Origin of the sequence: Klebsiella sp. GB_Kp056, from assembly GCF_040064755.1 — a bacterium.
GTDB lineage: Bacteria > Pseudomonadota > Gammaproteobacteria > Enterobacterales > Enterobacteriaceae > Klebsiella > Klebsiella quasipneumoniae.
In genome coordinates, this window is record NZ_JBEAJA010000047.1 from 50961 (window position 1) to 72201 (window position 21241).

Annotated in this window: 17 protein-coding genes and 1 pseudogene; 10 read left to right on the top strand and 8 right to left on the bottom strand. The window is 61.1% G+C overall.

Translation table 11 applies throughout. The features are described from left to right. Nucleotides 1–132: 132 nt before the first annotated feature. Both ABLV52_RS11790 and ABLV52_RS11795 read left to right on the top strand, forming a co-directional pair. Nucleotides 133–1204 (top strand): annotated as a pseudogene (locus ABLV52_RS11790) (aldehyde dehydrogenase family protein); the annotation flags it as partial. A gap of 260 nt (nucleotides 1205–1464) precedes the next feature. After that, nucleotides 1465–1881 (top strand): Exc2 family lipoprotein, encoded by a 417-nt coding sequence (locus tag ABLV52_RS11795; protein WP_023288721.1) that lies wholly within the window; start codon nucleotides 1465–1467, stop codon nucleotides 1879–1881. A 33-nt stretch (nucleotides 1882–1914) separates the two neighbouring features. Here ABLV52_RS11795 and ABLV52_RS11800 read toward each other — a convergent pair whose 3' ends face one another. The 5 genes from ABLV52_RS11800 to ABLV52_RS11820 form a co-directional block, all read right to left on the bottom strand. After that, entirely contained in the window at nucleotides 1915–3066 is a 1152-nt protein-coding gene (locus tag ABLV52_RS11800; protein WP_348890415.1) for a Gfo/Idh/MocA family oxidoreductase, read from the bottom strand. Between the two features lies 1 nt (nucleotide 3067). Then, nucleotides 3068–4090, bottom strand: a complete 1023-nt coding sequence (locus tag ABLV52_RS11805) for a sugar phosphate isomerase/epimerase (protein WP_348890416.1) — start codon at nucleotides 4088–4090, stop codon at nucleotides 3068–3070. A 16-nt stretch (nucleotides 4091–4106) separates the two neighbouring features. Continuing rightward, nucleotides 4107–5312 carry an MFS transporter gene (locus tag ABLV52_RS11810; protein ID WP_072096478.1) on the bottom strand — a complete coding sequence of 402 codons (1206 nt, stop codon included), beginning with the start codon at nucleotides 5310–5312 and terminating at the stop codon, nucleotides 4107–4109. 187 nt (nucleotides 5313–5499) lie between these two features. Further along, complete coding sequence (pheP, locus tag ABLV52_RS11815) at nucleotides 5500–6876, bottom strand: phenylalanine transporter (RefSeq protein ID WP_348890417.1); 1377 nt, start codon at nucleotides 6874–6876, stop codon at nucleotides 5500–5502. A gap of 230 nt (nucleotides 6877–7106) precedes the next feature. Continuing rightward, nucleotides 7107–8591, bottom strand: coding sequence for an aldehyde dehydrogenase family protein (locus tag ABLV52_RS11820; RefSeq protein ID WP_032454961.1), 1485 nt, complete (start codon nucleotides 8589–8591; stop codon nucleotides 7107–7109). A gap of 159 nt (nucleotides 8592–8750) precedes the next feature. On the opposite strand from ABLV52_RS11820, the gene ABLV52_RS11825 reads away from it, so the two are divergent. The 4 genes from ABLV52_RS11825 to ABLV52_RS11840 all read left to right on the top strand — a co-directional run bounded on the left by ABLV52_RS11825 (nucleotide 8751) and on the right by ABLV52_RS11840 (nucleotide 12808). Next, complete coding sequence (locus ABLV52_RS11825; RefSeq protein WP_023288715.1) at nucleotides 8751–10052, top strand: FAD-binding oxidoreductase; 1302 nt, start codon at nucleotides 8751–8753, stop codon at nucleotides 10050–10052. 13 nt (nucleotides 10053–10065) lie between these two features. Next, a complete protein-coding gene (locus ABLV52_RS11830; protein ID WP_002892824.1) occupies nucleotides 10066–10431 on the top strand; it encodes a cupin domain-containing protein in 366 nt (121 codons plus the stop codon). Nucleotides 10432–10737: 306 nt separating this feature from the next. Next, complete coding sequence (locus ABLV52_RS11835; RefSeq protein WP_032454960.1) at nucleotides 10738–12237, top strand: APC family permease; 1500 nt, start codon at nucleotides 10738–10740, stop codon at nucleotides 12235–12237. Continuing rightward, the gene (locus tag ABLV52_RS11840) at nucleotides 12215–12808 is read left to right on the top strand and encodes a DUF3156 family protein (protein ID WP_064157798.1); all 594 of its coding nucleotides are present in this window, start codon (nucleotides 12215–12217) and stop codon (nucleotides 12806–12808) included. Before ABLV52_RS11835 ends, ABLV52_RS11840 begins: the two co-directional genes overlap by 23 nt. A 6-nt stretch (nucleotides 12809–12814) precedes the next feature. Here the strand turns inward: ABLV52_RS11840 and ABLV52_RS11845 are convergent, their stop codons facing one another. The 3 genes from ABLV52_RS11845 to ABLV52_RS11855 form a co-directional block, all read right to left on the bottom strand. Further along, the gene (locus tag ABLV52_RS11845) at nucleotides 12815–13930 is read right to left on the bottom strand and encodes a class II histone deacetylase (RefSeq protein WP_048334288.1); all 1116 of its coding nucleotides are present in this window, start codon (nucleotides 13928–13930) and stop codon (nucleotides 12815–12817) included. Further along, nucleotides 13927–15120 (bottom strand): MFS transporter, encoded by a 1194-nt coding sequence (locus tag ABLV52_RS11850; RefSeq protein ID WP_348890418.1) that lies wholly within the window; start codon nucleotides 15118–15120, stop codon nucleotides 13927–13929. Before ABLV52_RS11850 ends, ABLV52_RS11845 begins: the two co-directional genes overlap by 4 nt. 117 nt (nucleotides 15121–15237) lie before the next feature. Next, nucleotides 15238–15921: a LuxR family transcriptional regulator gene (locus ABLV52_RS11855; protein ID WP_032454931.1), complete on the bottom strand. Its 684-nt coding sequence runs from the start codon at nucleotides 15919–15921 to the stop codon at nucleotides 15238–15240. 425 nt (nucleotides 15922–16346) lie between these two features. Here ABLV52_RS11855 and ABLV52_RS11860 point away from each other — a divergent pair, with 425 nt between their 5' ends. The 4 genes from ABLV52_RS11860 (at nucleotide 16347) to ABLV52_RS11875 (ending at nucleotide 20992) form a co-directional block, all read left to right on the top strand. Beyond that, a complete protein-coding gene (locus ABLV52_RS11860) occupies nucleotides 16347–17534 on the top strand; it encodes an anaerobic sulfatase maturase (protein ID WP_348890419.1) in 1188 nt (395 codons plus the stop codon). Between the two features lie 43 nt (nucleotides 17535–17577). Further along, entirely contained in the window at nucleotides 17578–19311 is a 1734-nt protein-coding gene (locus ABLV52_RS11865; RefSeq protein ID WP_348890420.1) for an arylsulfatase, read from the top strand. 87 nt (nucleotides 19312–19398) lie between these two features. After that, nucleotides 19399–20175 (top strand): SDR family oxidoreductase, encoded by a 777-nt coding sequence (locus ABLV52_RS11870; protein ID WP_105490860.1) that lies wholly within the window; start codon nucleotides 19399–19401, stop codon nucleotides 20173–20175. A gap of 25 nt (nucleotides 20176–20200) precedes the next feature. Further along, nucleotides 20201–20992, top strand: a complete 792-nt coding sequence (locus tag ABLV52_RS11875) for a MoaF C-terminal domain-containing protein (protein WP_032454905.1) — start codon at nucleotides 20201–20203, stop codon at nucleotides 20990–20992. The last annotated feature ends 249 nt before the right edge of the window (nucleotides 20993–21241 follow it).

A 21241-nucleotide genomic window follows, 5' to 3' on the forward strand; every position in this document is an offset into this window, starting at 1 on the left:
AAATTACATACTACAGCAGGTAATGATTATGTGTTTTGCGAAAACAAAACTTATTTATTGCAGACATATTTTTTTGATCATATATTTGGATAAATTATCACGTCAACGATGAGTACTAAAACGCCCCACAACATTGATGTTCCGCCAGCAACTGACAACCATCGTTCAGAGCAGCTTGAGGCACTCAATGAGCTGATTAGCCGTGTCAAAAAGCACAGGCAGAATACGCTACCTTTTCGCAGGATAAAGTGGATAAAATTTTCCGTGCCGCTGCCCTGGCTGCGGCAGACGCCCGCATTTCCCTGGCAAAAATGGCCGTCTCTGAATCAGGTATGGGTATCATCGAAGATAAGGTCATTAAAAATAATTTCGCATCTAAATAAATCTACAACGCCTGTAAGGACGAAAAAACCTGCGACATACTGTGCGAAAATGAAACTTTTGGTACTATCACAATTGTTGAACCAGTAGGCATTATCTGCACTATTGTTCCCACCACGAATCCAACTTCCACGGCAATTTTCCAATCGCTGATCAGCCTGAAAACCCGTAATGGTATTATTTTTTCCCGCAACCACGTGCTAAAAATGCCACTAACCAGGCGGCGGATATTGTCTTACAGGCGGCCATCGATGCCGGCCCGCCAGAAGACATTATCGGCTGGATCGAAGAGCCTTCTGTTGAATTGTCCAGCGCCCAGATGCACCACCCGGATATTAATTTGATCCTGGCAACGGGTGGACCAGGTATGGTTAAAGCGGCTTACAGTTCTGGTAAACCAGCTATTGGTGTGGGTGCAGGCAACACACCTGTGGTGAGCGACGAAACTGCCGACATTAAACGCGCCGTAGCTTCCGTGCTAATGTCCAAAACCTTCGACAACGGAGTCTTCTGCGCTTCCGAACAATCCATTGTCGTGGTTGATTCCGTGTATGACGCGGTACGTCAAGGTTTCGCCACTCATGGTGGCTATTTTCTACGCGGTAAAGAGTTAAAAGCAGTTTCTGCATTTATCCTTAAAAACGGTGCGCTGAATGCCGCTATCGTTGGTCAATCTGCCTGTAAAATTGCTGAACTGGCTGGTTTCAGCCTACCTGCCAGCACCAAAATCCTGATTGGCGAAGTCAGCGTGGTTGCTGACTCTGAGCCATTTGCGCATGAAAAATTATCCCCGACTCTGGCGATGAACCGGGCCAAAGATTTTAACAATAGATATAAACCCTGCACTTCCTGCGATAGAGGTGGATCCTGCAGGCTATCATAAATGACCTCTGGTTGGCCTGCCAGCCTGGCGCGCAAGCGCGACTCAGTAAGACGGTGTCTCGGGAAACTATTAATAATCAGGGCTTCTCTCCCGCCCCGTTAACGCGCATCCTTTTGCCGTTTCATATGCTTATAAGCGCAGGAGGCGCAACAGACCGCCTGCGCCCCATTTGTGCTTTTATGATTAAGGATGATATCCCCATGAGGCTCTCCACCGCGATTCTCGCCCTCAGCTGTGCCCTGGTAACGATCACCGGCTGCACCTCGTCAAAATCGTCACCGGAACGCCACGCCTATGCGTTCGTCGCCCACCGCTCCGATTTTGTCGGCGGCAACTTCACCGTCAACCGTCAGGAAAATTACCGTTTAAACCTGCCGACCTTCACGGCGATGTACGCCCGCGGCCAGCAGGATAAAGCCGCTGGCATGAGCGAAAGCGACGCCCGCCGCACCGCCGAGGCCATCAAACAGCAGGCGGCGCAGGGCACCCGCACCGAGCACGCCTTTACCGGCAACGCCAGCGACAAATGGGATAATGCGATGGAAAATAAAGATGCCGTCCTGTTCGGCAATGAGCTCTCCGGGGCCTATCTCGACGGCTATCTTGGGGTGAAATAACCCGGCGGCGCGCGTCCTGCGCCCCGCCGGAATTCAGCGTTCGACGCTCACCCAGCGCTGCTGCTGATGGCTTTGGACGATCGCCTCGATGATGTACATCACCTCGGCGCCGTCGTCGAAAGCGGCGAAGCGCCGGGCCCCGGCCTCCGGCATCTTCCCGGCGCGCACCGCCTGATAAAAATGGCCCATCATATTCTTAAAGGCGTCCGGCCAGCCCTCAATATGGCCGCCGGGGTAATGAGCGCTGTCAGCGATCTCCGGCCGCAGCAGGCTGGGGTCGTCGCTGAGCTGCCGATCCGGCTGCTCGCGGTGGCCAATCCACAGCCGCTGGGGCACTTCCTGATCCCAGGCCAGAGAACAGCGGCTGCCGTTAATCTCCACCGCCAGACGGTTTTTCCGCCCGGCGCTCACCTGAGAGACCATAAAGCTGCCTTTGCTGCCATCGTCAAAACGCAACAGCACTGAGCCAAAGTCCTCGGTATCGACAGGCCGGGTTTCATATCCCTGCGCCTCGTGAACGGCGCTGAAGGTCGCTTTGCCATTCACTGGCGCTTTACGCGTCGGCCAGACGATAGACAGATCCGCCATCACCTCGACAATCCGCCGACCGGTCATAAACTGCACGGTATCGCACCAGTGGGAGCCGATGTCGGCCACCGTCCGCGACGCGCCGCCCTGCGCCGAATCAACCCGCCAGTTGTAGTCGGTCTCCAGCAGCATCCAGTCCTGTAAATAGCCGCCGTGCGCCGCGAAGATTCTGCCGACATCGCCATGGCGGATCATCGCCGCCGCCTGCTGGACCATGGCGAACTGGCGATAGACGAAGCTGACGCCGTGCACCACGCCGGCCCGGGCGGCAAGCGTCACCAGCTCCCGCGCCTCCTCCGCCGTCATACACAGCGGTTTTTCGGAGAAGACGTGCAGCCCGGCGGCGAGGATCTGCCGGTTAATCTGGGCATGCAGATGGTTCGGCGTACAGTTATGCACCACCTGCAGCCCCGGATGGGCCAGCAGCGCCTCCACGCTGTCGTAGGCATGGGCAATATTCAGCGCTCGCGCCTTGCGCTGCGCCGCCTCAAGGCTGCTGTCGCACAGCGCCACCACCTCGATATCCCCCAGCCGCCGCAGCGCCTCCAGATGCGCCGGACCAATAAACCCTGCCCCAATAATCGCGACCTGAATCATATTATTCCCTCCCGCCGGCGGCAAAGTCATCGAAGGCCCGCCCGGCAACGGGAATGATATGGCGACGAATAAACTCGCTGCCCTCGCGCGCGCCGGTCTCAGCGTCCTTCAGGCAGCACTCCCACTCCAGCACCGCCCAGCCGTGAAAATCATATTCGGTCAGCTTACTGAACACCCCTTTGAAGTCGATCTGCCCATCGCCGGGAGAGCGGAAACGGCCAGCCCGCTGCTGCCAGGGCTGATAGCCGCCGTAGACGCCATTGCGCCCGTTGCGGCGAAATTCGGCGTCCTTGACGTGAAACGCTTTAATACGCGAATGATAGATATCGATATAGGTCAGGTAGTCCATCTGCTGCAGATGCAGGTGGCTCGGGTCATAGAGCATATTGCAGCGCGGATGGTTATCCACCCGCGCGAGAAAACGCTCAAAGGTCACGCCATCATGCAGGTCTTCGCCGGGGTGGATCTCATAGCAGACATCAACGCCCTGCTCGTCGAAGAGGTCCAGCAGCGGCCGCCAGCGCCGGGCCAGCTCGGCAAAGGCCTCATCCAGAAGCGGCTGATTATGCGGCGGCCATGGATAAAAAAAGGGCCATGCCAGCGCCCCGGAAAAGGTCGCATGGGCCTTCAGCCCCAGGCGACCGGAGGCCACCGCCGCCTGCTTGACCTTCTCCACCGCCCAGCGCTGGCGCGCCTGCGGATCGCCATGCAGCGCCGCCGGAGCAAAGGCGTCAAACGCCGCGTCATACGCCGGATGCACCGCCACCAGCTGTCCTTCAAGGTGGGTGGACAGCTCGCTGATCGCCAGCCCATGCTCCGCCAGGACACCGCTGACCTCGTCGCAGTAGGTCTGGCTCGCCGCCGCCCGCTCGACATCGAAAATCGCCGGGTGGTTGCAGGGGATCTGCAATGCCTTGTACCCCAGGCCGGCGGCCCACTGCGCCATCCCCTCCAGCGTGTTAAACGGCGCCTGCGGGCCGATAAACTGCGCCAGAAAAATGCCCGGTCCCTTAATCGTTTTCATACCCCCTCCTGAAAAATTAGTGCGGCTCTTTCTCGTTGTACTGGAAAGAGAAAAGGAAAATCAGCGCGATAACCGCGGCGGCCACCGCCGGGATCCACCAGAAGGTCACCCAGGCCTGCGGCACGCTCTGCCCGGCCACCAGATGGTTATACAGCGCGCCGGAGATCTGCGAGCCCAGCAGCATGCCGATCCCGTAGGTGAACATCACAATCATGCTCTGCGCCTGGCCTTTGACCTTCTCGCCCGCCACGCGGTCGGTGTAGATAAAGCCGACGACAAAGAAAAAGTCATAGCACACGCCGTGCAGCAAAATGCCGAGATAGAGCAGGAAGCGCCCCTCTTCGCTGACGCCGAGGGCGAAAAAGGCATAGCGCACAAACCACGCCGCCATGCCGATAAGCAGCATGTATTTCACCCCGAGGCGACGGAACAGCAGCGGGATCACCAGCATAAAGACGATCTCTGACATCTGGCCGAAGGACATCGCGGTGCTGACATCCTTAACGCCGGCATCCGCCAGATACGACGCGGTATAGGCGTAATAGGTACCTAACGGCACGGAAATTAAGGTGGCGCAGAGGGAGAAAATCAGGAAATGGCGCGTTTTCAGCAGCGCGAAGGCGTCCGCGCACAGCAGATCGCGAAACTGAACCGGCATGCCTTTGGCCGGCGCCGGGGTGTGGGGCAGCGTCAGGCTGTAGATCGCCAGCGCCACCGAACAGAGTGCCGCCAGGGTGAAGATGCCGGTGGTGTCAGAGATGCCGGTCACCCCGATGCAGATCCCGGCGATAATCCAGCCGATGGTGCCGAACACGCGGACCACCGGAAAGGTTTTATCGACGTTAGCCAGGCTGTGGAAGGCGATATTGTTGGTCAGCGCCAGGGTCGGCATGTAGCACAGCGTATAGCCGAACAGCAGGCCAATCAGCAGCGCACCGTTCTGCGCCACCAGCGCCTGGGGGACAAACCACAGGATCGCCGCCCCGGCCAGGTGCATCACCGCCATCACCTTCTGCGAGGCGAAAAAGCGATCCACCAGCATCCCCAGCACAAAGGGAGACAGGATGGAGGCGATCGGCCCGGCGGAGAACGCATCGCCGATCAGCAATGACATCTCATAGCGGGTCATGACCAGCCCCAGGGTCACCGACCAGCTGCCCCAGATAAAGAACTGCATAAACATCATTAACGACAGCCGCGGCACCAGAAAACGGTGGCTCACGCGGACACTTTCCCGACCTTCTGTTGTTGTGACCATGTTGCTCGCCCTCAGAAAAGTAATCGATTACAAAATCGCTCAACACAAAAGTAATCGATTACAAAAAGAAGATCGCCAGGCAAATGCGCCACCTGCGAAGAGGATCACAATAAAAAGGCAGGCAGCCCCGCCGGACGGCGGGGCATCTCGCTTACGCCGGGCGGCGCAGCAGTTTGAAGGCGATAAACAGGAACAGGATCCACACCGGCAGCAGGATCGCCGACAGGCGCATCCCGTCGATCGTGCACATCAGCGCCAGAATCAGCCCAAGGAAAGCAATGCAGAAGTAGTTGCTGGCGGGCGCCAGCAGCGCTTTAAACTTCGACTCACGCCCTCTGCGGCGCTGGGCGGCGCGGAACTTCAGATGCGCCATACAGATCATGATCCAGTTCAGCAGCAGCGTCGCCACCACCAGGGCCATCAGCAGTCCCAGCGCTTCATGCGGCAGCAGGTAGTTCAGCACCACCACCAGCGAGGTGATAATCCCCGAGAGCAGCAGAGAGTTCACCGGCACGCCGCGCTTGCTGACGCGGGCGAGGAACGTCGGCGCATTGCCCTGCACCGACAGGCCGAACAGCATCCGACTGTTGGAGTACACGCCGCTGTTATACACCGACAGCGAAGCCACCAGAATGACGAAGTTCAGCGCGGACGCCACCAGGTTGCTGTCGAGATGATGGAAAATCATCACAAACGGGCTGCTGTCGGATTTGATCTCCACCCACGGGTAGAGCGCCAGCAGCACCACCAGCGAACCGATATAGAACAGCAGGATACGATAAACCACCTGGTTGACCGCTTTCGGAATGCTCTTTTCCGGATTTTGCGCTTCCGCGGCGGTGATGCCGATAAGCTCCAGCCCGCCGAAGGAGAACATGATCACCGCCAGCGACAGGATAAGACCGTGCCAGCCGGTGGCGAAGAAACCGCCGTGCTTCCACAGGTTGTCGAAACCCGCCTTGCTGCCGCCGTGGCCGCCAAACAGCATCCACAGGCCAAAGGCAATCATGCCGATAATCGCCAGCACTTTTATCAGCGCGAACCAGAACTCCGCTTCGCCATACAGGCGCACGTTGACCAGGTTGACGGCGTTAATAATGAGGAAGAAGGCCGCCGCCCAGATCCAGGTCGGAACGTCGGGCAGCCAGTACTGCATGTAGATCCCGGCGGCGGTCAGCTCCGCCATTCCCACCAGCACGAACATCACCCAGTAGTTCCAGCCGGACAGGAAGCCGGCGAACGGGCCCCAGTATTTGTAGGCAAAGTGGGCAAAGGAGCCGGATACCGGCTCTTCCACCACCATTTCGCCCAGCTGGCGCATGATCAGAAAAGCGACAATCCCGGCCACCGCGTAGCCCAGCAAGACCGCCGGGCCAGCCATTTGAATCGCCGGACCAATGCCGAGAAACAGGCCGGTGCCAATCGCGCCGCCAAGGGCGATAAGTTGAATGTGTCGGTTCTGTAAACCGCGATGAAGCGTCGGGCCGCTCTCTTCTACGGCATCCGACGACGTTGACGCGTCTTTCACGTCGTTCCCCTGTGTGTTTTTGCGAAGGGGCACCTTTTATCACTTAGGGGGGATTGTCGCAAGTTGCGTGGGGCTATGGCGGCGGCTAGATTCCCCCCCACGCTTGCACGATCCCAGGCCGGGCAAGGCGTCGTCGTCCGGCACATACGCGGTTGACTACCCGCTCTCTTTGCCCGCTGGCGCTGCGCTTACCGGGCCTACGCACACGCCTGTAGCCCGGTCAGGAAAACTTAATATCGCACCATCACCGACTTCAGCTCCGTGTAGTCATCGATAAACGCGCTGCCGAATTCGCGACCGATGCCCGAGCCCTTCATGCCGCCGAACGGCACCGCCGGGTCGAGGAAGGTATGCATATTGACCCACACGATGCCGGCGTCTATCGCCTCCGAGTAGCGCAGCGCCAGGCGAATATTATCCGACCAGACGCTGGCCGCCAGGCCATACGGCGAGGCATTCATCCGCGCCAGCGCCTCGTCTTCACTGTGATAGCCGATAAAGCTGCACACCGGGCCGAAGGTCTCCTCGCGCATCAGGGTGCTCTCTTCACTGCGCACTTTGACCGCCGTCGGCTGCAGGAAATAGCCCTCCCCCGGCAGGGCTTCGCCGCCGCAGACGATGGTATCGCCCTCGTCGCGTGCGGTCTGAATGAGCCGCAATACTTTTTCATGCTGCTGGCGGTTGGCCAGCGGCCCCATCAGCGTGCGCTCATCCAGCGGCGATCCCGGCGCGAAGGCGCTGAGTCTTTCTTTCAGCAGCGCCAGCACCGCATCCAGTTTGCCCTGCGGCAGATAAAAGCGCTCCGCGGCGGCGCAAATCTGCCCCTGGTTCAGGTAGCCGGCTTCAAGAATGCCGTTGACCATCGCCTCCGGCGTCAGGTCGTCAAGAAACAGCGCGGCGTTTTTGCCCCCCAGCTCAAGGGTCACCCGTTTACCGAAAGCGCCAGCCGACTGCTGTACTTTCTCGCCGGTAGCCACCGAGCCGGTGAAGCTCACCTTGGCGCAGGCCGGATGGGTAATCAGCCGCTGAGCAATCTCGCCGCCGGCGCCGTTGACCACGTTAATCACCCCGTCCGGAATACCCACCGCTTTCGCCAGCTCCGCCACGCGCAGCAGCGTCAGCGGCGTATACTCGCTCGGCTTGAGGACGATGGTGCAGCCGCAGACCAGGGCCGCCGCCAGCTTCCAGACGGCAATCATAATGGAGAAGTTCCACGGCACGATGCCCACCACCACCCCCAGCGGCTGGCGGCGGGTGAAGGCGGTATATTTCTCCCCGGCCATCGACGGCAGCGACACATCCAGCGTTTCGCCGGTCACCTTACCCGCCCAGCCGGCGAAGTAGCGCAGGAACGCGACCGATTGATCCAGCTCTAACATCCGCGCCAGGGTGATGGTCTTACCGGAGCAGAGACTTTCCAGCTGCGCCAGCGCTTCGCGATGCTCAGCCAGGGCATCAGCCAGCTTCAGCAGCAAGGTTCCGCGCGCCAGCGTCGGCATTTCGCGCCACTGACTAAACGCCTGGCGGGCGCTCTCTACCGCGCGGTCCGCCTGGTCGCTATCCGCCGCGGTGACCTCGGCGATCGCCCGCCCGGTGGCCGGGTTGATCACCGCAAACGGCGCGCCGCGGCCCGCCTCTCGCTCACCGGCGATAAACTGCCCGTGCGGCTGGCGTAAAAAGGCGGTCACTTCCGCCAGTAAGGTTATCTCGCTCATCGTCAGTACCCGTTTTTTCAGCAACGTTGGCCCATCACAGCACGGCTTCCCGCCGCCGCCCATCGTTCTAAAGAACGTCATTCTTCCGGACGATATTCAACGCCCGCGCGGCGTGCTGTGATGAGGAACTTGAGCGAGGCAAGACCACAGGGTAACGCGATGAACATCAAAATCGATGCGCTGAACTACTACGGCGCGACGAAGAAATACCACCTCCATTTTCCGGCGCTGCGGGAAGATATTGAAGCCGACGTGGTGATTATCGGCGGCGGCTTCTCCGGCATTAACACCGCCCTTGAGCTGGCGGAACAGGGCATCACTAACGTGGTGGTGCTGGAAGCGCGCCATCTCGGCTACGGCGGCACCGGGCGCAACGGCGGCCAGGTGATGGCCGGTATCGGTCACGATATCGAAGCGGTAAAAAAGCACGTCGGCAAAGAGGGGCTGGAGACGCTGTTTAAAATCGCCAACCTCGGCGCAGGCATCATTCGCGAGCGCATCCGCAAATACAACATCGACGCCGATTTCGTCCCCGGCTACGGCTACCTCGCCTATAACCAGCGGCAGCTCAAAACGCTGCGCCAGTGGGAGAAAGAGTTTAAGGCCGCCACCCCGGATGAAGATATCGAACTGTATACCGGGAAAGAGGTGCAGCAGGTGGTCGGCTCCGAGGTCTACTGCGGCGCGCTGAAACATATGGGCGGCGGGCAGATCCATTCGCTCAATATGCTCCTCGGCTCGGCGCAGGCCGCCCATTCGCTGGGGGTGAAGATCTTCGAATCCTCGCCGGTGGTGGAGGTGAATTACGGCAAACAGGTGCGGGTACGGACCGCGATGGGCAGCGTCAAAGCCGCCAAACTGCTGTGGGCCTGCGACAGCTTTCTCAACAATATGGAGCCGGAGATCTACAACAAAACGCTGGTCACCTACTCCTACCAGGTATCGACCGAGCCGCTCTCCGATGAACTGATCGAGCGCATCAGCCCGCTGCGCGGCGCCTTCAGCGATATTCGCCCGGTGATTAACTACTACCGCGTCACCCGGGAAAACCGCCTGCTGTTCGGCAGCGCCACCCGCTTTGTGGAGTATACGCCGAACGATTTCGCCGCCTGGAACCGCACCCTGCTGGCGGAGGTCTTCCCCTATTTGAAGGATGTGAAGATCGATTTCGCCTGGGGCGGGCCGATGGCCTGTAGCGCCAATCTGTTCCCGCAGATCGGTACCCTACGCGATCACAACAATGTCTTTTACGTCCAGGGGTACTCCGGCTTCGGCGTCACCCCGTCGCACATCGTGTGCAAAATCCTCGCCGAAGGGATCAACGGCGGTTCCGACCGCTATCGTCTGCTGAGCAGCATCCCCCACGCGACCATCCACGGCCGTGACAGCCTGCGCTTGCTATTAGTCACCGCCGGAAAACTGATGCATCAAACCGCCGGTTTCTGGAAAGGCCGGAGTTAATCAGGAGAACGCTATGCACGCTTTTAAACTTAAACACCCGGTGCCCGACCTGCAGCCAATCGGCAGCGTCAGCCTGCTCGGCGCGACGCCGACCGCCGGCGACCCGCAGGTGGCCGGGGCGATGATCTACGGCGAGCCGCAGGATGCCTTTACCTGCGGACTGTTTTCGTCCACTGAGGGGAGCTTTACCATGACCTATCCGTTTACCGAACACGCCACCGTGCTGGAAGGCGAAGTGGAGCTGACCGTCGCCGGCGGCGAGCCGCAGCGCTTTGCGCCGGGCGACAGCTGGTTTGTTAAACAGGGTACCGAAGTGGAGTGGAAAATCCTGACGCCGCGCTTTGTGAAGCACTACCTGGCGAACGTCGAGACGCGCTAACGCGCTGATACTGCCCGGCGGCGCTGCGCTTGCCCGGGTCTGGGGGACGAATGCCGTCGCCAGGCCGGGTCAGGCGCCAGCCGCCACCCGGCAGAAACAGGCGCAATGTGGCAAGACGGATGGCCCCGGTTTTCGGGGTCATGTTGTTTATCCACCCTCACATTCATCGACGGCGTCACAGAATCATGCGCCGCCCTCCACCTTCCGGACGATATTCGTTGAGCAGGATGCCCGCCTAAATTATGACTATCCGGGAGTGGCGCTGGCTATTCCCTGCCCTCCCCCACTATTGTGCAGAGGTTGACTATGTTTAGTAACAGACTTGCCAGCCATCTTGAGCGCGGGGTCGTCGGCTTCCCGACCACTCTCGCCAGCTCCGTCGGGCTGATTATGGCCAGCCCGGTGATCCTGACGGTGACCAGCGGCTTCGGCATGGGCGGTGATACCTTCGCGCTGGCGGTGCTGCTGGCCTTTATTATGATGCAGGCGCAGGTCACCACCTTTGCCGAGGCGGCGACGCTCATTCCCACCACCGGTTCGGTGTACGACTACATCTCCTGCGGCATGGGACGCTTCTTCGCCATCACCGGCGCGCTGTGCGCCTATCTGATCGTGCATATTTTCGCCGGGACGGCGGAGACGATCCTGGCCGGCATTATGGCGCTGGTGAACTTCGAATCGATCAACGCCCAGATGGCCGCTCACCAGAACACCTGGATGGTGGGCGTCGGCATGGTGGTGGTTTTCGGCCTGTTGAACGCCATCGGCGTGGAAATCTTCGGCAAGGTCGAAGTGGTGCTGACCTTCGGCATGTGGACCACGCTGACCATTTTCGGCCTGTGCGGCATTTTTATGGCGCCGGTCACCCACCTTTCCGGCTGGTTCGGCACGCCGCTGAACGTCAGCGATATCCATGGCCTGTTCGGCTATATCGGCATGGCGATGTTTATGTTCGTCGGTTGCGAACTGGTGACGCCGATGGCGCCGGAGATCAAACAGGCTCACCGTACCATTCCGCGGGCGATGGCGCTGGGCCTGCTGGGGGTCGCCAGCTGCATGTTTATCTACGGGGCGGCGATCAACCGCCAGGTGGAGAACACCGTGCTCGACGCGGCCAACAACGTCCATCTGCTGGATACGCCGATGGCGATCCCGGCCTTCGCCGAGCGGGTGATGGGCCACGCCGGCCAGTACTGGCTGGGGGTCGGGCTGCTGCTGGCGGGCTGCGCCACCATCAATACGCTGATGGCCGCGGTACCGCGCATTATTTACGGTATGGCGCTGGACGGCGCGCTGCCCCGCTTCCTGACCTGGCTGCATCCGCGCTTTAAAACGCCGGTGATCGCCATCGCCATCGGGGTGGCGATCCCCTGCCTGCACGCCTGGTATCTGAACGGCGATCTGGACCGCATCGTGCCGCTGATCCTCGCCGCGGTCTGCGCCTGGGGCGTCGCCTATCTGCTGGTTACTCTGTCGGTGGTGATGCTGCGCATTCGCCGCCCGGACCTGCCGCGCGCCTACCGCTCGCCGTGGTTCCCGCTGCCGCAGATTATCTCCAGCGTCGGAATTATCATCGCTATCGTCAATATCACCCCGCCGGGGATGGACAGCCGCCAGGTGCTGGTGCCGTTCGGCATTATGCTCGGCCTGACCGCCGCCTACGCCCTGTTCTGGACGGTGTGCGTACAGCGCGTCAATCCGTTCAAGCCGCTGGTGGTGGAAGAGGTGGTCGACCGCGCCATCAGCAACTACGAAAAACAGACCCGCGGGGAGATGACGCCAGATGTCCTCCGTCCCCTGGTTTGAGACGCCGTTAATGAACGCGGTGCAGCGCGATCTGGCCGGCTGGCCCTGCGAAAAGCTGAGCGAGCGCAGCGCGCTGCTACGATTGAACGACGCCACCGCCGTCACCTTCAGCGTGCGTCAGAAGCGGCTGTTTATGGCCAGCATTCACAGTTGCGAATTTGTCGTCGCAGGGCCGGTCACCCGGCCCGTGCGCGGTCACATTCGCGCCCATCAATCCGGCTGGTGGAAACGCCAGCCAATCCGCTTTATCGGCGGCAAAGGCAGCGAGGAACTCGCCGGCTATCTCAACGGGTTTCCTAATCTCCAGCAGACCCTAAGCGAACTGGACTACCGCCGCTTTTCGTTGACCTTTGACGGTAACGGCTGGCGCTGCAGTATTGAACCCTGGGCCGCCAGCGAAGTGGTCTGTAAAATGCCGCCGCTGCGCCGCTATCTGCGGCTGGAAGCGCAGCAGCGGATGCTGCTGCTCAGCGTGCTGGCGATGATCGATCAGGCAGTCAGTCAGTGGATGCGCGGTGAAATCGTAGATGAGAAAGCATTTCCTTCCCCGCCATCACAGCGGGGAAGCTGAGCCGGTTTACTGCAGGCCAAACCGTTGCGCCAGCCGATCGATGGCCTGCCTCTGGAACTGCGCAAACTCCGCCCGCGGCTGCTGCTGCTGAATAAAGTCCAGCAGCGGATCCTGGACCGCGGTGCGAATGCCGCTCAGGGCCTCCATCACCGCCAGGCCGCAGAACGGCACGTAGGATTCGGCGTAGCCGCCCTCGTGCACCATCACCAGTTTCCCGCCGCACAGACGATCCGCCGCCTGCTGCACCAGCCCGGTCATCGCCCGGAAGCTGTCGCTGTGCAGCTGCATCCGCGCCAGCGGGTCCATGGCGTTGGCATCATAGCCGCAGGCGATAATAATCAGCTCCGGCTCAAAACGCGCCAGCGCCGGAATAACGATGGTTTCCAGCGCATAGCGCCAGCTATCGTCCCCCGCCCCGGCCAGCAGCGGAATATTGATGTTGTAACCTTCGCCCGCGCCAGCGCCGCGATCGTCCTCACCGGCATAACCGGGTGGGAAGCAACCGTCCTGATGCAAGGAGATGGTCAGCACGTCGTCGCGCTGCAGGTAGATATGCTGGGTGCCGTTGCCGTGATGAACGTCCCAGTCAATGATCGCCACCTTGCCGAGCCCCAGCAGCGCTTTCGCCCGCTCGACGGCAATCGGAATATTGGCGAGGAAACAGAAGCCCATCGACTGGTCCGGCAGGCAGTGGTGTCCGGGCGGCCGCGACAGCGAATAGGCATTATCCAGCTCGCCCTTCAGCACCGCTTCCACCGCCGCGCAGGCCAGGCCGGCGGAGAGACAGGCGATTTCATAACTGCCCGGCCCCAACGGCGCCTCTTTGCCCAGCATGCCGCCGCCGTTATCGCTTATCGCCTTGAAGCGCTCAAGATAGCTGTCGGGATGGATCCGCCGCAGGTCCGCAAGGCTTGCCGGCGCCGCGCTGCGCAGCGCCAGCTGCGGCGTCAGCCCGGAGACGTCCATCAGGTTTTTCATCCGCCGTTTGGTCTCCGGCGATTCGGCATGACCGCCGCCGGCGGGCGGTTGCACCCACCCGCCCACCGGCAGCGTCACCGCGTGCAGACCAGTACTGTGCCAGAAACAACGTTCATCAAAGAAGAAACCGGTTTTTCTTTTCACTCTATCCTCCCGTTGGCTAAGCCTTTGCCGGCGGCCGACGCCGCCGCAATCAAAATCAGTGACAGCAGCGCGCAGCCCCCTGCCGCCAGCAGCAGCGGATCGGCGCTGGCAAAATGCTGCAGTAAAGCCCCGGCTAATGCCGGACCGGCCGCCATGCCGCCGCCGATCACCAGATTAATGCTGTTCATCAGCCGGCCGTTGTTATCGAGCCCGGCGACGCGGGCGAGAATAAAGGGCAGCACGAAGGTCCAGGTGAACTTAAACAGCAGCGCCGCGATGGCGTAGCGCGCCAGCAGCGGCTGGCCGATCAGCAGCGCGACGCTGAGGATCAGCAGGCCGTAGCCCAGCCACACCGGCAAACGATCGGCCCGCCGGGTGCCGCGCAGGGCCGCGCCCCCCGCGCCGATAATGCCGCAGACCGTCGCCGCCGCCAGCACCAGGCCGACCTGCGTCGGGCTCAGGCCCGCCGCCGCGCCGAGGGTGCCGATAAAGGTCCACACCGCGCTAAGGCTGATATAGAAGGTCAGCACCGCGAGGACCGCCAGCGCCTGACGCCACAGCGCCGTCGGCGGCTGCTGGCGTGAGACGGACAACGGTTGAAAGCGCGGCGGGAAAGCCGACACCAGCGGCAGGCAGCAGAGCATAATGGCGGCGAGGATCAGATAGACCACCTTGAGGCCAAAGCTGGCAAACAGCCCGGGCAGCACCAGCAGGCCAAGCATCCCCAGCAGCAGTTGCCCAAGCACCCAGAAGGCGTAGACTCGGGACGGGTTCGAGGTTCCCGCCGCGCAGCTGATGCACAGAATCATCAGCGTGCCGCCCGCCAGCGAGGCGAGAAAGCGCACCGCCAGCAGCGTCTCATACTGGGTCACCGCCGCCGAGGCGAGATTGGCTGTCAGAAACACGACCCCGGCCGTCAGGGCGACCCGCCGCCAGTCGAGGCGACTCATCCACCACCACGCCGGCAGCGTCGCCAGGCTCATCGCCCCCAGTTCCGCCGAGAACAACCAGCCGATCTGGCCGGGTTTTAGCTGCCATTCGCTGGCCAGCTGCGCCGCCACCGCCGGCGCGGTCATCAGAATACCTGGCGCAATAGCGGCGAAAATCACAATCGCCGCCAGCAAACGCAGGGACACGACCAGCCCGGCGGGCCGGGAAAGCGCATGATCAATGAGAGGGGTACTCGACATCGTAGGGCGTGCTCCGGTCAAAAAAGCCTCCCCCCGGAGGGGTCTCCAGGGAGTGATACCCACAGGCATCTGGAAAACGCCGTGCTGCCACGGCGCGCGCGGGATGCGATAGTCAGATCACAGATGCAGCGTACGCTGAGCGGCCGGCATCCAGGTTCGGGAAACGAGTTCAGTGCGATTGACCACTTCGGTCTTGGCGAAAATATTGCGCAGGTGCGTTTTCACCGTCGAGAGCGAGATATCCAGCCGGCGGGCAATCAGCTTATTGCTGGCCCCTTCGCGCACCATGCCGACGATTTCCCGCTCTTTGGCCGTCAGGATGGCGGGCAGGTCATCTTCGTCCTGCAGGCAGTCGCGGATCGCCAGCTCCACCAGCGGCAGCACCGCCTGGGCCCGATGACGCTCTTCGCTGGAGAAAGGCACGTCGCGCATCAGCGAGATACCGGCGACGATCCGCCGCTCGCGGCGAATAAAGATCTCGGTCATGTCGCGCACATTATTCGGCAACATAAATTCATGATAATAATGCCGGTTGCGGTCGCAGAGCCGCGGCGTCATCGCCGCCATGGTGGTGTTCTGGTGGCTAAAGCGCGACGGCAGCAACGGATCCAGCGGCTGGAAGTTTTCCAGATATTGTTGGTGCGTATTATCAGAAATATTATGCAATATATAGTTTTCGGGTTTTAACCGATTATTTACTCGATAAAATACCGCCGAAGACAGTGGAATTAACTGGGAAATAGTCTGTAAACAACGGGCTATTATCGCATCATTACGGCTGGCTTTTAACAAAGCAGACATGATAGGGCCTCCCCGTCGAGGTGCTGGAACATGACACATGAATGACTACCGATTATTGAAGCATACATTTCACATTTAAGTAACACAATCATTAACATATTAACAGTGTGATAGCCGTTACAAAATTTTCAGCAATACATTGTTATATAAAGCATTTAAAAAACACACCCGCCATGCTTTACGATAGCGGCGTTAAAACATAAACAAAAAAGATTAACACCCGGCGGACAGGCCCCTGGTGATAAAAAAACCCTATCCCGGACGCGTCTCTCTCATCCTTAAGAACGATGGATTTCTGTTTTTTTTCACTTATACCTCTAACAGGATGCAATTAATTTTCGCCGCGGCTTAATCATGTGATTACGCCTGACCCGCTGTTGCCAAAATAATATCAACAGCGCCGGTCATTAACCGAGGATAAGCCGATGCTGAATATCGCCGCCCTGCGCCAGCAGCAAATTCCGCTGGGCGCTGAGCCGCGCTCGCCGGTGCCGTTTCATATTCTGATGAAGCCGATTGGCCCCGCCTGCAATCTCGCCTGCCGCTACTGCTATTACCCACAGGATGAAACGCCGGTCAACAAGATGGACGAGGCGCGGCTGGAGCAGTTTATCCGCCGCTATATCGCCGCCCAGCCCGCCGGCGCGCGGGAAATCAACTTTGTCTGGCAGGGCGGTGAGCCGCTGCTGGCCGGCCTGAGCTTCTACAAAAAAGCGCTCGCCCTGCAGGCGCGTTATGCCCCCGACGGCGTCACCATCAGCAACAGCCTGCAGACCAACGGCACGCTGATCAACGACGCCTGGTGCCGGCTGTTTCGCGAGCATCGCTTTATTATCGGCTTGAGCCTCGAAGGCAGCGAAGCGCTACAGGACCAGCATCGTCCGGATAAACGCGGCCGGGCCACCTGGCCGGCGGCGCTGCGCGGCATCGACCTTCTCCACCAGCATCAGGTGGAGTTTAACCTGCTGGTGGTGGTGCATAACGAGATGGCGGCGCACGCGGCGGCGATATATGACCGGGTGGTCAGCCTCGGCGCGCGCTATCTGCAGTTTCAGCCGCTGATGAGCGAAGGCGCAGCGCTGCGCGAGGGCTATCAGCTGAGCGCCGATAACTGGGGGCGTTTTATGGTCGGCATCTGGCGGCAGTGGCAGAAGCGCTGCGACAAGGGGCGGGTGTTCGTCATCAATATCGAGCAGGCGTGGGCGCAGTACTTCACCCACACCAGCGGCAGCTGCGTGCACAGCGCCCGCTGCGGCAGCAATCTGGTGATGGAGCCCGACGGAGAGCTCTACGCCTGCGATCATCTGATCAACGCCGAGCATCGGCTGGGCCGCCTCGATGAGCAGACGCTCGCCGCCGCGGTCGACGCCTCGGTGCAACTGCCTTTCGGTCAGCAGAAAAGCCTGCGCCGCGAATGCCAGACCTGCACGGTCAAAATGGTCTGCCAGGGCGGCTGTCCGGCGCATCTCAACGCCGCGGGCAACAACCGCCTCTGCGGCGGCTACTACCGCTTCTTTAGCGAAATTCTTGCGCCCGTGCGCCCCTTTTCCCGCGACCTTCAAGGACTGCAAGCCTGGCGGGCCGCGTTTGTCGGGGCCGCGCATCCGGCGTAGCCCGTTGCTCTGAAGCTATCCCTTTGAAACAGGAGAATCCGTTGTGAATAAAACAGCCATGGCCGCGGCGGTCAGTGTCATCCTCGCCGGCGGCGCGCACGCCGCGCAGCAGGAGCGTCCGAACGTCATCGTCATTATCGCCGATGATATGGGCTACTCGGACATTAGCCCCTTCGGCGGCGAGATCCCCACCCCCAACCTGCAGGCGATGGCCGAGCAGGGGATGCGCATGAGCCAGTATTACACCTCGCCGATGTCGGCCCCGGCGCGCTCCATGCTGCTCACCGGCAACAGCAACCAGCAGGCCGGGATGGGCGGCATGTGGTGGTATGACAGCACTATTGGCAAGGAGGGCTACGAGCTGCGGCTGACCGACCGCGTCACCACCATGGCCGAGCGCTTTAAAGACGCGGGGTATAACACTCTGATGGCCGGCAAGTGGCACCTCGGTTTTGTTCCCGGCGCCACGCCGAAGGACCGCGGCTTTAACCACGCTTTCGCCTTTATGGGCGGCGGCACCAGCCATTTTAACGACGCTATTCCGCTGGGTACCGTTGAAGCGTTTCACACCTACTACACCCGCGACGGCGAGCGCGTCTCCCTGCCGGACGATTTCTACTCCAGCGAGGCCTACGCCCGGCAGATGAACAGCTGGATTAAAGACACGCCGCAGGACCAACCGGTCTTCGCCTGGCTGGCCTTTACCGCCCCGCACGACCCGCTGCAGGCGCCTGACGAATGGATCAAGCGCTTCAAAGGCCAGTATGAGCAGGGCTACGCCGAGGTCTATCGCCAGCGTATCGCCCGCCTGAAAGCGCTGGGGATTATCCATGACAACACCCCGCTCCCGCACCTTGAGCTGGATAAAGAGTGGGACGCGCTGACCCCGGAGCAGCAGAAATATACCGCGAAAGTGATGCAGGTCTACGCGGCGATGATCGCCAATATGGACGCGCAGATCGGCACCCTGATGGAAACGCTGAAGCAAACCGGTCGCGATAAAAACACCCTGCTGGTGTTCTTAACCGACAACGGCGCCAACCCGGCGCAGGGCTTCTACTACGAATCCACCCCGGAATTCTGGAAGCAGTTTGACAACAGCTATGACAACGTTGGCCGCAAAGGCTCGTTTGTCTCCTACGGCCCGCACTGGGCCAACGTCAGCAACGCCCCTTACGCCAACTATCACAAAACCACCAGCGCTCAGGGCGGCATTAACACCGACTTTATGATCGCCGGTCCCGGGATTACCCGCCACGGTAAAATCGACGCCTCGACGATGGCGGTGTATGACGTGGCGCCGACCCTGTATGAATTCGCCGGTATCGACCCGAACAAATCGCTGGCGAAGAAGCCGGTGCTGCCGATGATTGGCGTCAGCTTTAAGCGCTATCTCACCGGCGAAGTGCAGCAGCCACCGCGCGGGAACTACGGCGTCGAGCTGCATCATCAGGCGGCGTGGGTCGATGGCGAATGGAAGCTGCGGCGGCTGGTGCCGCGGGGCTTCACCGCCGGCGACGCGCCGTGGCAGCTGTTTAATCTGCACGACGATCCGCTGGAAACTCATGACGTCGCGGCCCAACACCCCGATCGGGTCAAAGCGATGAGCGAAGCCTACGAGACGTTCGCCAGACGCACCATGGTCACCCGGGCGCAGGGCAAAATGATCGATTACGTCGGCATCGACAGCAAGACCGGACGCTATCTGGCGGTCGACCCCGCCACCATGAAGCCGGTTCCGGCGCCGCAGGCGATCCCGGTGAGCGAGCTCCATTAACCGACCCGGCTATCGTTCTTCCGGGCGATAGCCGGGAGCTGGCGCGCTTTTTAAGGTAACCGGAAACCCTATTACAGGAGAGAGCGAATGGCGAAAGTCGTGGTGATCACCGGCGGCGGAACCGGAATTGGCGCCGCCTGCGCGCGGCTGATGCGCGCCGCGGGCGACCGGGTGTTTATTACCGGACGGCGCGAGGCGCCATTGCGGGCTGTCGCCGATGAGACCGGCGCCACGGCGCTGATGGGCGATGCCGCCGACGGCGAGGCGTGGCGCCAGCGGCTGCTGCCGGCCATTCTCGACCAGGCCGGCGGTATCGATGCCCTCATCTGCAGCGCCGGCGGGATGGGCAACAGCCCCGCCGCCGATACCAGCGACCGCCAGTGGCGCGAGGCGCTGGACGGCAATCTCACCAGCGCCTTCGCCAGCGTTCGCGCCTGCCTGCCCTCGCTGATTGCCCGCCGCGGCAACGTGCTGTTTGTCGCCTCCATCGCCTCGCTGGCCGCCGGTCCGCAGGCCTGCGGCTACGTCACCGCCAAACACGCCTTAATCGGCCTGATGCGCTCCGTCGCCCGCGATTACGGCCCGCAGGGGGTGCGCGCCAACGCCGTCTGCCCCGGCTGGGTCACCACGCCGATGGCGGATGAAGAGATGCTCCCGCTGATGCAGGCGGAAGGGTTGTCGCTGACTGAGGCGTATCAGCGGGTCTGTCGCGACGTTCCGCTGCGCCGACCCGCCAGCCCCGAGGAGATAGCCGAGGTCTGTCAGTTTCTCTGTTCACCGCAGGCCGCCATCATCAGCGGCGCTACGCTGGTCGCCGACGGCGGCGCCAGTATCGTCGATGTTCCCACTCTGGCGTTTGCCTAACGCCCTACTCTGTTCAGGAGCCCCTATGACTTCAGAAGCCGTATTTATCCAGGTCGGCGCGCTGGCCGATGGTTTTGCGCCACACGGTAATGTACTCGCCACCGCCAGCCTGCCCGCAGGCGAGCGCTTTACCTTTTATGTCGCCGGGAGCGAGCCGCAGCAGCTGATCATCGAAGATGAGCAGACGCTAAGCTGGAACGGCACTCGCGCTCCCTGGCGGGCGACCGCCCTGCGCCCGGATATTCTGTTTATCGACTTCCTTGACCCGGAGCGGGATAACGCCAGCATCAGCGCGGTATGTAACCTGACGCAGCGCAACGCTACCCTGGTCTATGGCCAGCTGCCGGACGAAGCCGCCGCGCGGCTGGACGCCTTCAGCCGGGTGGAGCGAGGCCTGCCGCTGACCGCGGTAGAAGCGCGCTTTGTCTTCGCCCGCCTGGATACGCAGCCGGGGCCGCTGCCGGGCTTTACTCCTGCGCTGGTCGGCATGCGCAATCAGTACACCTACAGCCCGACCGAGCGCTATGAGCACATCTATCTCAACGATAATTTTTACGCCTGGCAGTGTCTGGACGGCGTGGAAAAGGGGCTGGCGGATGTCGACCGCTGCCACTATGTGCTGGTGGCGGAGGATCTCTATCTGTTTGTCTGGCGCGAGAAAATCATTCCGACGCTGGGGGTGATCCTGATCGATCTTCAGCAAATGCGCACCGACGGCAAGATCATGGGCTATCAGGGCAGCGACTTCGGCGCCCTCAGCAATTTCCCGGTCGGCGCCAGCGCGAAGATCCTCAACATCACCCGCCATCAGGAATAAAGGGACGCCGCCGGGCACGCTTTCAGGCACCATGCCCGTCATATTGCCGGGTGGCGGCTGGCGCCTTACCCGGCCTACGGGGTCCTCTCACAGGCTGACACATCGTAGGCCCGGCAAGCACAGCGCCACCGGGCGATGACAGCAGGCACAGAGCCGCTTTTATGCCGGGTGGCGGCTGCGCCTGACCCGGCCTGCGGGGTCCTCTCACAGGCTCATACCTCGTAGGCCCGGTAAGCGCAGCGCCACCGG